This window comes from Streptomyces corynorhini (assembly GCF_003346515.1).
Classification (GTDB): domain Bacteria; phylum Actinomycetota; class Actinomycetes; order Streptomycetales; family Streptomycetaceae; genus Streptomyces; species Streptomyces corynorhini.
Window position 1 is genome coordinate 1 of the sequence record NZ_QQNA01000340.1, and the last position, 12,789, is coordinate 12,789.

Consider the following 12,789-nt stretch of genomic DNA (forward strand, 5'->3'; position numbering starts at 1 on the left):
ATGGGACCGTACGGCCCGCCGCAGGACCTCCGCCATCCGGGCATCGCCCTTGACGACGGCGGCGGGCCGTACGGTCCCATGTCAGCGCGCCCACCGAGCCGGTCGTGGTCGTGCGCGGCTCGCGGCGGTGGCGGGTACCGGCGTACGAGGTCGAGGAGATCGTCCAGCAGCTGCTGGCCCGCGACATGCGGTACGGGGCCGCGCGCGAGGCCCTGCCCCTGCGGATCGCGCACGCCGTGCTCGTACGGATGGAGGAGGCGGGCGAGTCCCCCGACGACCGGGTGCAGGACGCGGTGGCCCGCAACCCGGCGGTGAAGGCGGCCGTGAAGGCCGTATGGCCGCCGGTCGACCCGGAGAAGCTGGTGCTGCGGCTGCTCTCCGACCCGGAGTTCCTGGCCGTGCACGCGGAGGGGCTGCTGACCGCCGACGAGCGGCGCGACGTTCTGTGGGCGAAGCCGCCGCGCGGCGTGAAGTCGGCGAAGTGGTCGGCGGCGGACGCGGTCCTGATCGACGAGGCGGGCGATCTGATCGCGCGTACGCACTCGTTGGGACACGTCGTCCTGGACGAGGCGCAAGATCTGTCGCCCATGCAGTACCGGGCGGTGGGCCGCCGCTGCTCGACCGGTTCCGCGACGGTCCTGGGCGATCTGGCGCAGGGCACCACTCCGTGGGCGACGGGGAGCTGGGCGGAGGCGCTGCGGCATCTGGGCAAGTCGGAGGCGGTGGTGGAGGAGTTGACGGCGGGGTTCCGCGTGCCGCGTGAGGTCATCGCGTTCGCCTCGCGGCTGCTGCCGGTCATCTCGCCGGGGCTGACGGAGGTGGCTTCCGTACGGGATTCGCCCGGCTCCCTGTCCGTACGGGAGATCCCCGACCCGGAGGACCTGGACGGGGCGCTGGTGGCGGCGTGCGTGGAGTCCCTGACCCACGAGGGCTCCACCGGCCTGATCGCGGCGGACGCCCGGATTCCGGTGCTGGCGGAGGCGCTGACGGCGGCGGGGCTGGCGTTCCTCTCCCCGGGCGAGGAGACGACGGCGGAGTCCCGGCTGACGCTGGTACCGGCCTCGTTGGCGAAGGGCCTGGAGTACGACTACGTCGTCCTGGACGAACCGGCGGCGGTCGTGTCGGGCGAACCGGACGAACGCACGGGCCTGCGGCGGCTGTACGTGGCCCTGACCCGAGCGGTCTCGGGCCTGATCGTGCTGCACGCGGACAAGCTGCCGGGGGCGCTGTCCGCGTAGGGACGGCAGGTGAGGCGGACGGCCACTGGGCCAGGAGGCCGTCCGCCGGACCACATCGCCACGGGTGGCCGGGCCCGGCCATGGAGCCGGACCCGGTGTCACGCCGCCTCCGCGACCAGCGCGACGACGAGGGCCACGAGGGCGACGGCGCACGCGATGATCGTGAGTCCGCTCGCGAGCAACGCGACCATCACACGCTCCTGCGTCCGGTCCTCGACGCCGCTCGCGCTGCCGCTGCCGCTCCCGCTCCCGCTCGCGCTGCCGTCCACGCTGCCGTCCACGCTGCCGCTCGCGCTGCCGTCCACGGTCTCGTACCCGTCCCGGTCCGCGCCGGTCATTCGGTACGCACTGCCAGGACGAGCCCGAGCGCGATGAGGCCCCAGCACACCATGGCCCCGAACCCCCAGGCGAACCGGCTGACCGGCCCTCTCCGCGCGTGCCTCACCGGACCCGCCTCACGTCGTGCGGCGACACCAGCCACTCCCTGCCGCCCTCCTCGGGCCACAGGAACGCCGTGGGCCGCTTACGGCGCGCACCCGGCATGTCGGCGGGGTCCTCGTAATCCCGGATCAGTGCCCGCAGCACGCCGACTCGCCCCGCCGCGTCCTCCACCCGGCGCCCGATGTCCGCCACCGTGATCAACGGTGCCCCTCGGGGTGCCGCCGCATATGGACGTTGCAGTCGGTCACGGTCGTCATGTCACCGACGCCCCGGGCGCGATCCCGCACCTTCGCCAGCTCCACACACCCCGGACACCCCTCCACCGGCGCCGGGTCGGGCTCCGTGGAGGCGGGCAGCGGCAGCTCAAGCGGGTCCGTCTGATACCTCGTCGGCTCCGTCATCGCCCTGCCTCCGCCGTCCCGGCCGGCCGGGAAGCCCGGTCACCGACGGGCATCGCTTCCAGCGCGACGGCGACCGCCTGGAGGATCTCCGGCGTCGGCTTCGCAAACGGTCCGCGATACGCGCCGTCCGGAAGCGGCGCCCACGGGGAGAACCACGTCTCGTCGGGGGTGTCGTGGGGCCGGGGGGTGCTGGAGGGAACGTAGTTACGATTCACCATCAACTCCTCTCCGTAGTCATTCGACTACCAAGTGACCCCAGCGTGGCCTAGAGTTGGTGGCCCCTCAACGTGCAAGATCTGGAGCGAGAGTCGGTATCGGACCGGTGAACATCAAAGAGCTGCACCCCGAAAGCAGCCCACAAGCCGCATTCGGAGCCCGTCTACGTGGGTTACGGGAGGCGCGCAAATGGAGCCAAGAGGAACTCGCGGTGCAAACAGACTATTCCAGCAAGCATATTTCGGCCGTGGAAACTGGTCGCAGGGTGCCAACTCTTCGATTCTCGCGCAGCCTTGACCTGGCCTTTGGGCTCTGCGACACGGCCGAAACGTTTGAACGGGAGTGTCGGGAAGTCAAGCACGGCAACCTGTTGGAGGGGTTCCCCGAGTACCTGGGCCATGAGGGCCGTGCGGTGGAGATTCGGCTGTACGAGATCGGGATCGTGCCCGGTCTGTTGCAGACACCGGAGTACGCAAGGGTGTTGGCGGACAGTGCCGTACGGCGGGGTTCCATCACACCCGAACAAGCTGATGAACGCGTCTCGTTCCTGGCGGAGCGGCAGGCGGCGTTGGTACGGCCCCGGCCACCCATGATGTCCGTGACCATGGATGAAAGCTGCATCCGCCGGACCGTCGGCGGTCGCGACGTCATGGACGCCCAGCTTCAAGGACTGGTCGAGTTCGCCGAGTTGCCGAACACGATGATCCAGGTCGTCCCGTTCGACATAGGGGAGCGCCGCCCGTTCAACCTGCCGGTCACTCTGCTGACGCTGTCCGACCGTTCGGTCCTCGGCTATGCCGAGTCCCAGATTCAAGGGCACCTGGAACGCGAGACCACTTCCGTCATCCGCTTGTTGACCGCCTACCATCAACTACAGACCGAAGCGCTCTCGCACGCGGCTTCCGTGGCCATGATCAACGAGGTACGAAAGGGCACCCCGTGACAATCGAGTCCCCCCGCTGGTTCACCTCCTCCTACAGCGACAACGGCGGCCAGTGCGTCGAGGTCGCCGCCAACCTCGCCGCCCCACACGGCATCGTCCCCGTCCGCGACTCCAAGAACCCGACCGGCCCGGTACTGCACTTCCCCACCACCGCCTTCACCTCCTTCGTCACCGGAGTCAAGGCCACGGAATTCCCCAGCACCTGACGCGTTGACGCCCCGCCACCCCCTCCCAGGCACGGCGGGGCTCCCGCACCGGCAACCGCAGAGGAAAGGGCACCCCGTGACAACCGAGTCCCCCCGCTGGTTCACCTCCTCCTACAGCAACAACGGCGGCCAGTGCGTCGAGGTCGCCGCCAACCTCGCCGCCCCACACGGCATCGTCCCCGTCCGCGACTCCAAGAACCCGACCGGCCCGGTACTGCACTTCCCCACCACCGCCTTCACCTCCTTCGTCACCGGAGTCAAGGCCGGGCGGCTCCCCGCCCTCTGACATCGCTCCCCGCAGGACGGTCCGGAATCAGATGGGCAGGTCCCAGCCCGGACCGTCCTCGTCACCGATCCAGACCCGCTGTCCGGCCGCCGACGCCGTGATGCCGAATCCTTCCTGGTGCGGCTCCCCCGCTTCCCGCCACGCCTCGACCGCCCGTTCCACCTGGTCCCACAGGCGGAGCGGTCCGCGCTGGGTCACGGTCCATCCCCCGTCAGGGTTCGGTGCCGTACGGGCCTGCGAACCGGTGGCCACGTCGGAGAGGATCTGTGTCCCGGCGTCCCCCATCCGTTCGGCCGAAGGCGCCGCCAACTGGGCGACCCAACCGCCTTCCCACGTACCGATGACGCCCGGGTCGATCCGGCTGGGCCGCTCGTCACCGGGCAGCAGGGCCAGGGCCGGGCGCGGTGGCCGGTCATGGGGCCGGGCGATCATGAAACTCGTGTAACCGGGCAGGAGCCGGCCGGTCGCCATACCGGGTTCGGTCACCGTGAGTTCCGCGAGACCGGACGCGTAGCTCCAGCCGGACAGGGTGACCAGGATTCGGCCGCCGGGCTTCACCTGATACAGCCATGGCATCGGCAGGTAGCGGACCGAACACGTGGCGATCAGGCGGTCGTAGCCGCCCCCGGCCGGGTCGCCCGCCAGACCGTCGCCGGTGATCAGCCGGGGGGAGCAGCCGACCGCCTTGAGGGCAGCGGCAGCCCGCTCGGCCACCTGCGGGTCGTACTCGACGCTGGTCAGGTTCCCGTCCCCGAGTCGGTGCGCTCCGAGAGCAGTGGAGTATCCGGTTCCCGTACCGATCTCCAGCACGCGGTGCCCGGCGTCGGCCCCGAGCCGCTGCCACATGCTCAGTACCAGTGACGGCAGGGTGGACGACGAGGACGGGTCTCCGAGCACCACGCGTCCTCCCGCATCATCGGGGTGGGTGGTCCCGTCCAGTTGAGTGATGAGCGTCTGGTCGGTGTAGATCCCCTCAAGCCATCCGGCGGCGCCCTGTTGAACGGCCCGGTAACGGGTCGGGGTGCTCCCTTCGACCGGCACGAAGTAGGAACCGGCGAACAGTTCCCGGGGGATCGCCTCGGCGGCCTTGATCCAGGCCGGGTCGGTGAGCGTGCCGCTTTCGGTGAGCGCGGCCAGCAGGGCGGCACGCAGCTCCTCGGGCGTACTCATACGGCATGGCCTTTCTGTAGCTGGTCGGCAAGGGCACGGGCGATCCGGTCCGTGATCCCACTGGGCTGCCATGCCCATTGGCCGTTGGGGTTGCGTCCCAGGAAGTACCAAGTCCCAACGGCGGTCACGGCGAAGCGCTGCGCGGCGGCGTGTTGCACCGGTTTGTGCTCGGCCGCCCGGTTGACCCGCCTGGAACGCGCCGCCCTGTTCAGAGCCTCGGCAGGGAGAGGCCGGGCAGCCCCGGGTGTCGCAGGTGCTGCCCGCCGTCGTGGACGTGCAGCCGAAAGGTCTCCGGTCCTGGGCGCCCCGCCGCGTCGTAGGCGCTCAGGACCGACTCGATACGGTCCCACAACTTGACCGGGCCGCCCTGTCGCACATGCCAGGTGCCCTCGCCCGGGGCGAGGGTGGCTGCGGAACCGGTGATGACGTCGACCAGATGCACCACCTCACCGACCATGGTCAGCTGCGCGTCCGGTACCGCGCTTTGGGCAAGGAACCGCAGGTGGAAGGCTTCTTCCGTGGCGGCGGTGATCCGTTCCGGGCCGTGTTTCGCCGCGCGGCCGGTCTCGGGGAGGCCGGCGGCCCAGTGAGCGGGGTTGCCGAACGCGGGGGCGGCGTGTGTACGCGCGGACATGAAGGAGACGGTGCCGCCGAGCAGTGGGCCCTTGGCGGTGCCGTCGTCCCCGACGGTGAGCAGTACTCGGGCGTATCCGTAGAGCCAGCCACTGAGGGTGAGGAGGATCTTCCCTCCGGGCCGAGTCTGGGAGATGAGCGCCGGAGGGACGGCCCGGAAGGAGCACGCGGCCACGATCCGGTCGAAGGGGGCCTCGGGCCAGTACCCGTAAAGCCCATCGGCAACCGCGAGTGTGGGGGTGTGGCCCAGGCCGAACAGTGTGTTCGCCGCCGCCTCCAAACGGTACGGGTCCACCTCGACGCTGGTGATGGCGGCGGAACCGAGGTGATCACACGCCAGCGCGGTGGAGTAGCCGGTCCCGGTACCGATCTCCAGCACCGTGTGCCCCTCGGTCACCTCCGCGTCCTCCCACATCCGCAGGACGAGCGAGGGCAGAGTGGACGATGAGGTCGGGGCCCCGCCATGCCGCACGGCCGACTGCTTCCAGTCCGCTTCCTCGCCGTCGAACTGGGTGATCAGGGTGGTGTCGGAGTATGCGGCGGCCAGCCACCGGCCACGGTCGAGTTCGGCGGTGACCGGTTCCCACACGGTCATCCCCTGCTCGTCGCGTTCGGCCGCCGGGAGGTAGAAGCCGGGCACGAACCGGTGACGGGGTACGGTCTCGACCGCCTGACGCCAAGCGGAACCGGCGAGAGCGCCCTCTGCGGTGAGGGCCTCCGCCATGGCCTCGCGCAGGCGGGTCGCTTCGGTCTCAAGGTCAGCGGGCACGGGCATCAGGCCGCCGCCTCCTTTCCGCTGAGGATGTCGGCGAACGCCTCGGTGATGGCCGGGGCTTCGGGCAGCCAGCCCCCTTGCCCATGTGGATTGCACTCGATGGCCGTCCAGGATGAGGGGAGGTCTTCGTCGCCGGTGAGTGCGAAGTCGAAACAGCCGAAGACCAGGTCGAACGAGGCCAGGTAGCTGTGCAGCGCGACCTCGATCGGAGCCGGTACGCCCATGGGTGTGTGGATGAGGCCGTTCCAGTCGCCGCTTCGCCAGTCCAGGGCATGATCCGGTGTCTCGACCCGGCTGGCGAACACCTGCCGCCCGATCACGGTGACCCGTGCGTCACCGGTCTTGGGGATCTCGGCCTGGAACAGGTGCGGCATGACGCTCAGCGAGTCGTCGAAGCAGCCAGGATCGACGCGCTGGGCCCAGATCGCTCCGGAGCGCCCGTCCTTACCCAGGGGTAGGCCGCGGAACGGTTTGTAAATGACGGGGCCGTGCTCGGCGGCGAACTCGCGCGCCTGCTCAGCGTCGTTGGTGACCAGCGTTGCCGGAATGGTGAGACCGAGTGCGGCGAAGTGACGCAGTTGGGCGGGCTTGAAGTCCGCTCGGGCGACGGCGGCCGGGTGGTTCACGTACCGCGCGCCGCGCAGGTTGTGCAGGATGCCGCCGAGGCCGTGCCGGGCCTCGGCTGTGGCGAAGTCGCGCTGCTGGGCGGGCAGGTGGGTGAACCGGGCGGAGTACGGGGTGGGGCGGCGGTAGTACACCGCCGTCACCTCTCCCAGCTCCACCTCGCGGCTTGCTGTACACAGCCGCCCGCCCCATAACGTCGCACCCGCGCCGATGCGGGCGCCAAAGGTCAGGCCGGGACCGATATCGGCCGGGTCGACGCGCGCGACAGGCACCTCGCGTTCGTTGAGCGCGGTGATGACCAGGTCAGCGGTGACGTCCTCCAGGGACGTGACGACCAGCACGTGGGGAGCCACTGGTCAGTCGGACTCGTAGTCGGTGGTGTTGTCGTCCTGGGTCTGCGGCTGTGGGCTCTGCCCGTCGCCGCCACCGGACACCGAGGCCGTGCCCTTGGTCTTGTTGGTGCCGTGCTTGCCCATCTCCACCACCTGACCGGCGGCGTCTGTGTAGCGGGCGGTCTGTGTGGCCTCGTCCAACGTCACTGCCGCGTACGACGGCGAGCCCATCGGCAGCCGGTCGGTGACCAGCCGCATCGCCCACGGAGCCTCGGAGGTGAACATCGCCATGCGAAATCGCCTTCCTTGACGTCAGGCGGATGGCCGGAGGGCTCCCGCTCGATCGGGATCCGCCCACCGCACAGACTCTGACCACCCAGCGTACGCGTCACCGATTGTCGCGAAAAGAGGACTTAGAGCGACATGGCGCCGGGCGACATGGTGCCGCCATCCGCACCCGCCCACCCGCACCCGCTCACCCCGCACCCGCCGCGAGCGCGGCCCCTCACGCGTCCAGCGCCTCCCGCCACACCCGTACCGCGTCCGCCTCCACCGGCCCCGACCAGCCCGCGGGGCGGGCCGCGCCGCCGATGTGGAACGCCGCCACTCCCGCCGCCCGCAGCACCGGCAGGTGGGCGAGGCGGAGCCCGCCGCCCGCCATGAGGCGCTGTCCGTACCCCGCCTCGCCGCGCTCCGCGTCCGCCGCCTCCGACAGCAGCGTCGGCAGGCCGCTGTCGACGCCCGCCGGGGACCCCGCCGTGAGGTACGTGTCGAGCCCCGGCAGGTCCGCGAGCCGCTTGCGCAGCGCGTCGCGGTCGGCCGCGTGGTCGATCGCCCGGTGGAACGTCCAGGAGCAGCCGTCCAGCTCGGCGATGAGCCGCTCCACCGTGACGAGGTCGGGGGAGCCGTCCGCGTCGAGGAAGCCGAAGACGAACTCGTCCGCGCCCTCCGCCCGCAGCCCGCGCGCCGCGTCCACCAGGCTGTCGGCGCCGCGCGGCGCGGGGCCGTCGACGACGAAGCCGTCCGTCAGCCGCAGCATCACCCGGAGGGGAATGTCCACGGCGGCCCGGATCTTCGCGAAGGTCTCGCGCGGCGGGGTCAGCCCGTCCGCCGCCATGTCGGTGACGAGTTCGAGGCGGTCGGCGCCTCCGCCCTGGGCCGCGACGGCGTCCTCCGCGTCGAGAGCGATCACCTCCAGAACTGCGCGCTTGCTCATGAGACCTCATTCGTAGGGGGCACCGACCGTATAGGTCTAGTCCAATACCCAGACTAAACGGCAACCCCACCAGCGCGCATCAACGCGTCGAGCCACAGGCACCCCACCAACACCCCCTGGCACCCTTGCTTTTTATACCCCCTAGGGGTACACAGGAGGGAGTGGGATACCCCTAGGGGGTACAATGGACCCGTCGACGAGAAGGAGTGCGAGCCATGAGCACCACCCGGACCTCCGGCGCCGCGCCCGGCCAGGGCGCGGCCGGTGCCGCGGACACCGCCACCGCCGAAGTCGAGCTGATCATCGGCGGCATGACCTGTGCCTCGTGCGCGGCACGCGTCGAGAAGAAGCTCAACCGTATGGACGGGGTGGCGGCGACCGTCAACTACGCCACCGAGAAGGCCAAGGTCAGCTACCGGGGCGAGGACGTCGCCGTCCAGGATCTGATCGCCACCGTGGAGGCGACCGGCTACACGGCCACCGAGCCGGCCCCCGTACACCCGGTTCCCGCGCACCCGGCCCCCGTACACCCGGTTCCCGCGCGAGGGGCAACGGACAGCGCGCCTCACGACACACAAGACCCCGGCGAAGCCCGCGACGAGGCCCGCGACCGCGAACTCAAGACCCTGCGCGAGCGCCTGCTGACCGCCGTCGTCCTCGCCGTACCCGTCGTCGCGATGGCCATGATCCCGGCCCTCCAGTTCGACAACTGGCAGTGGTTGTCCCTCACGCTCGCCGCCCCCGTGGTCGTCTACGCGGGCTGGCCCTTCCACCGCGCCGCCTGGACCAACGCCCGGCACGGCGCGGCGACGATGGACACCCTGATCTCCGTCGGCACCTGGGCCGCGTTCCTGTGGTCGCTGTGGGCGCTCTTCTTCGGTACGGCGGGCATGCACGGCATGCGGCACCCCTTCGAGCTGACCATCAGCCGGGGCGACGCCTCCGGGAACATCTACCTCGAAGCGGCGGCCGGGGTGACGGCGTTCATCCTGGCGGGCCGCTACTTCGAGGTACGCGCCAAGCGCCGGGCGGCGACCGCGCTGCGCGCGCTGCTGGAGCTGGGGGCCAAGGAGGTCACCGTCGTACGCGACGGGCGCGAGGAGCGCGTCCCGACGGCGCGGCTCCAGGCCGGGGACCTGTTCCTGGTGCGCCCCGGCGAGAAGATCGCCACGGACGGCACGGTCGTGGAGGGCTCGTCGGCCGTGGACGCCTCGATGCTGACGGGCGAGTCCGTGCCGGTCGAGGTCGCGGTCGGTGACTCCGTGGCCGGTGCCACGCTCAACGCGGGCGGCCGACTCGTCGTACGGGCCACCCGGATCGGCGCCGACACGCAACTCGCCCGGATGGCCCGCCTGGTGGAGGACGCGCAGAACGGCAAGGCGGCGGCCCAGCGCCTCGCCGACCGGATCTCCGGCGTCTTCGTACCGGTGGTGATCGCGCTCGCGCTCGGCACGTTCGGGGTCTGGCTGGCCATCGGCGCGGGTGTGACCGCCGCGTTCACCGCCGCCGTGGCCGTACTGATCATCGCCTGCCCGTGCGCCCTCGGCCTGGCCACCCCGACCGCGCTGATGGTGGGCACGGGGCGGGGCGCGCAGCTCGGCATTCTGATCAAGGGCCCGGAGGTCCTGGAGTCCACCCGCCGCGCGGACACGATCCTGCTGGACAAGACGGGCACGGTCACGACCGGGAAGATGACGCTCCTGGAGACCCGTACCGCGCCGGGTACGGAGCGGAGCGACGTCCTGCGGCTGGCGGGCGCCCTGGAGCACGCCTCCGAGCACCCCATCGCGCGCGCCGTCGCCGAGGGCGCGGCGGAGCGCGTCGGTACGCTGCCGGTCCCCGAGGACTTCGCCAACGTCCCGGGTCTCGGCGTCCAGGGCACCGTCGAGGGCCACGCGGTGCTCGTCGGGCGGGCCGCGCTGCTCGCGCGGTGGGAGATCCGGCTGCCGGAGGAGCTGGAGCGCGCGCGGACGGCGGCCGAGGCCGCGGGCCGTACGGCGATCGCGGTGGCCTGGGACGGCGAGGCGCGGGGCGTGCTCGAAGTCGCCGACGAGGTGAAGGAGACCAGCGAGGAGGCCGTCGGCCGGCTGCGCGCCCTCGGCCTGACACCGATCCTGCTCACCGGCGACAACAGGGCCGTCGCCGAGTCGGTGGCCGCCGAGGTCGGCATCGACAGCGCGCACGTCATCGCGGAGGTCATGCCCGAGGACAAGGTCGACGTCGTCAAGAGGCTCCAGGCGGAGGGCCGGTCCGTCGCCATGGTCGGCGACGGGGTCAACGACGCCGCCGCCCTCGCCCAGGCCGATCTGGGCCTGGCCATGGGGACGGGCACGGACGCGGCCATCGAGGCGGGCGACCTCACTCTCGTACGGGGTGATCTGCGCGTCGCGGCCGACGCCATCCGGCTGGCACGGCGCACGCTGGGCACGATCCGCACCAATCTGTTCTGGGCGTTCGCGTACAACGTCGCGGCGCTGCCCCTGGCGGCGGCGGGGCTCCTCAACCCGATGATCGCGGGCGCGGCGATGGCGTTCTCCTCGGTGTTCGTGGTCGGGAACAGTCAGCGGCTGCGGGGTTTCAAGGCGTCGTGACGCGTGACGGCAAGGTGCGGCGGAGTACGGGCTTTCTGCCTGGCTGCCTGGCTGCCTGGCTGCCTGGCTGCCTGGCTGCCTGGCTGCCTGCTCAATGATGGTCGTCTCAGTAACTGGGAGGCAGCACGGCACGCGGAATGCGACGCCCCGCGCGACCGTTTGCACCTGGCATGCCTGACTCCGCCGATCCCGCTCTCCCCGCCGATCCCGCCGTCCCCGCCGATCCCGTCGTCCCGGTCGTTCCTGCGGTCCCGGTCGTTCCCGTCGGTCCTGCCGTCCCGGTCGTTCCTGCCGTCTCCACTGTCTCCGCCGATCCCGCCGATCTCGTAGTCCCCGCAGATCTCGTCGTCTCCGATGACGCGATCGCCCCCGGCCGCGCGGCCGGTCCCGCTCCCGCCACCCCGCACACCCCGCACACCCAGGAGCCGGGCACGTCCGAGCCGGGCATCCCCGGTGAGCCGCGCATCCCCGAGTCGGGCACCCTCCGGCCGGGCGTCCCCGGTGAGCCGGGCACGTCCCGCCCCAGGATGCCGCTCGCCGTCTACATACTCGGCCTGTCGGTCTTCGCGCTCGGTACGAGCGAGTTCATGCTCTCCGGGCTGCTGCCGCCCCTCGCGGAGGACATGAACGTGTCGATCCCCACGGCGGGGCTGCTCATCTCCGCGTTCGCGATCGGCATGGTGGTCGGCGCCCCGCTGCTCGCCGTCGCCACCCTGCGCCTGCCGCGCCGTACGACCCTCATCGCCCTGATCTCGGTCTTCGGCCTCGGCCAGGTCGCGGGGGCGCTGGCGCCGACGTACGAGGTGCTCTTCGTGTCCCGGGTGGTCAGCGCGTTCGCGTGCGCCGGCTTCTGGGCGGTGGGCGCGGCCGTCGCGATCGCCATGGCTCCCCTGAACGCGCGCGCCCGCGCGATGGCCGTGATGATCGGCGGACTGTCCATCGCGAACGTGCTCGGCGTCCCGGCCGGTGCCTTCCTCGGCGAACACCTGGGCTGGCGCTCGGCGTTCTGGGCGGTCGGCGCCGCGTCGGCGGTCGCGCTGATCGGGTGCGCGACGCTGATCCCGGCCATCCCCGTACCGGCCGAGAAGCCCCGGCTCAAGCGGGAGCTGACCATCTACCGCGACCGTCAGGTCTGGCTCGCCATCGCCGTCACCGCGCTCGCCGCGGGCGGTGTCTTCTGCGCGTTCTCGTATCTCGCCCCGCTGCTCACGGACGTGGCGGGCCTGGACAGCGGCTGGGTCCCGACCGTACTGGCGCTGTTCGGAGTCGGCGCGCTGGTCGGTACGGCGCTGGGCGGACGGTACGCGGACGCGCACCTCTTCGGCGTCCTCGTCAGCGGGGTGACGGCGTCGACCGTGCTGCTGGTGGTACTGGCCCTGACCGCGTCGCACCCCGTCGCCGTCGTCGTCCTCACCTTCCTGCTGGGCGTCTCGGCGTTCTACACCGCTCCGGCGCTCAACGCCCGCATGTTCAACATCGCCGCCGCTGCCCCCACCCTCGCGGGCGCCACGGCGACGGCCGCGTTCAACCTCGGCAACACCGGCGGCCCCTGGCTCGGCGGTACGGTCATCGACGCGGACTTCGGCTACGCGGCCACGGCGTGGGCGGGCGCGGCCATGACGGTCGTCGCGATCGGGCTGACGCTGCTGGCGCTGCGGTTCCACCGCGCGGGCACGAGCCGGGTGGTGGCGGGCTCCGGCTCGTGCCCGCGCGGTGG

The 12,789-nt window shown here is 71.4% G+C and carries 13 protein-coding genes and 1 pseudogene; 6 read left to right on the forward strand and 8 right to left on the reverse strand.

Annotation, left to right across the window (positions count from 1 at the left end):
• Positions 1 to 59 precede the first annotated feature (59 nt).
• Positions 60 to 1,238: pseudogene (locus tag DVH02_RS31210) on the forward strand (ATP-binding domain-containing protein); the annotation flags it as partial.
• 98 nt (positions 1,239 to 1,336) lie between these two features.
• Here the strand turns inward: DVH02_RS31210 and DVH02_RS31215 are convergent.
• The 3 genes from DVH02_RS31215 to DVH02_RS31225 all read right to left on the reverse strand — a co-directional run bounded on the left by DVH02_RS31215 (position 1,337) and on the right by DVH02_RS31225 (position 2,080).
• A complete protein-coding gene (locus tag DVH02_RS31215; RefSeq protein ID WP_114627210.1) occupies positions 1,337 to 1,576 on the reverse strand; it encodes a hypothetical protein in 240 nt (79 codons plus the stop codon).
• Between the two features lie 103 nt (positions 1,577 to 1,679).
• A complete protein-coding gene (locus DVH02_RS31220) occupies positions 1,680 to 1,880 on the reverse strand; it encodes a hypothetical protein (protein ID WP_114627211.1) in 201 nt (66 codons plus the stop codon).
• Positions 1,877 to 2,080 carry a hypothetical protein gene (locus DVH02_RS31225; protein WP_114627212.1) on the reverse strand — a complete coding sequence of 68 codons (204 nt, stop codon included), beginning with the start codon at positions 2,078 to 2,080 and terminating at the stop codon, positions 1,877 to 1,879. The genes DVH02_RS31220 and DVH02_RS31225 overlap by 4 nt, the downstream gene beginning before the upstream one ends.
• Positions 2,081 to 2,402: 322 nt before the next feature.
• Between DVH02_RS31225 and DVH02_RS31235 the strand changes: the two genes are divergently transcribed.
• From DVH02_RS31235 to DVH02_RS31245, 3 genes are all read left to right on the forward strand, one after another.
• Positions 2,403 to 3,239 (forward strand): helix-turn-helix domain-containing protein, encoded by an 837-nt coding sequence (locus DVH02_RS31235; protein WP_114627214.1) that lies wholly within the window; start codon positions 2,403 to 2,405, stop codon positions 3,237 to 3,239.
• Positions 3,236 to 3,445: a DUF397 domain-containing protein gene (locus DVH02_RS31240; RefSeq protein ID WP_114627215.1), complete on the forward strand. Its 210-nt coding sequence runs from the start codon at positions 3,236 to 3,238 to the stop codon at positions 3,443 to 3,445. The genes DVH02_RS31235 and DVH02_RS31240 overlap by 4 nt, the downstream gene beginning before the upstream one ends.
• 76 nt (positions 3,446 to 3,521) lie before the next feature.
• Complete coding sequence (locus DVH02_RS31245) at positions 3,522 to 3,731, forward strand: DUF397 domain-containing protein (RefSeq protein WP_114627216.1); 210 nt, start codon at positions 3,522 to 3,524, stop codon at positions 3,729 to 3,731.
• 27 nt (positions 3,732 to 3,758) lie between these two features.
• On the opposite strand, the gene tgmC (DVH02_RS31250) is transcribed toward DVH02_RS31245, so the two are convergent.
• The 5 genes from tgmC (DVH02_RS31250) to DVH02_RS31270 form a co-directional block, all read right to left on the reverse strand.
• On the reverse strand, positions 3,759 to 4,901 hold the full coding sequence (gene tgmC, locus DVH02_RS31250) for an ATP-grasp peptide maturase system methyltransferase (RefSeq protein WP_114627217.1): 1,143 nt from the start codon (positions 4,899 to 4,901) through the stop codon (positions 3,759 to 3,761).
• 208 nt (positions 4,902 to 5,109) lie between these two features.
• Positions 5,110 to 6,309, reverse strand: coding sequence for an ATP-grasp peptide maturase system methyltransferase (tgmC, locus tag DVH02_RS31255; RefSeq protein ID WP_114627218.1), 1,200 nt, complete (start codon positions 6,307 to 6,309; stop codon positions 5,110 to 5,112).
• Positions 6,309 to 7,286: an ATP-grasp ribosomal peptide maturase gene (gene tgmB / locus DVH02_RS31260; RefSeq protein ID WP_114627219.1), complete on the reverse strand. Its 978-nt coding sequence runs from the start codon at positions 7,284 to 7,286 to the stop codon at positions 6,309 to 6,311. Before tgmB ends, tgmC (DVH02_RS31255) begins: the two co-directional genes overlap by 1 nt.
• Positions 7,287 to 7,289: 3 nt before the next feature.
• Complete coding sequence (locus DVH02_RS31265) at positions 7,290 to 7,523, reverse strand: putative ATP-grasp-modified RiPP (RefSeq protein WP_114627222.1); 234 nt, start codon at positions 7,521 to 7,523, stop codon at positions 7,290 to 7,292.
• 247 nt (positions 7,524 to 7,770) lie between these two features.
• On the reverse strand, positions 7,771 to 8,481 hold the full coding sequence (locus DVH02_RS31270; protein ID WP_114627220.1) for a copper homeostasis protein CutC: 711 nt from the start codon (positions 8,479 to 8,481) through the stop codon (positions 7,771 to 7,773).
• A 215-nt stretch (positions 8,482 to 8,696) separates the two neighbouring features.
• On the opposite strand from DVH02_RS31270, the gene DVH02_RS31275 reads away from it, so the two are divergent.
• The gene (locus tag DVH02_RS31275; RefSeq protein WP_114627221.1) at positions 8,697 to 11,072 is read left to right on the forward strand and encodes a heavy metal translocating P-type ATPase; all 2,376 of its coding nucleotides are present in this window, start codon (positions 8,697 to 8,699) and stop codon (positions 11,070 to 11,072) included.
• Between the two features lie 527 nt (positions 11,073 to 11,599).
• Positions 11,600 to 12,789 (forward strand): Cmx/CmrA family chloramphenicol efflux MFS transporter (locus DVH02_RS31280; protein WP_147286174.1); only part of this gene is annotated, 1,190 nt, incomplete at its 3' end.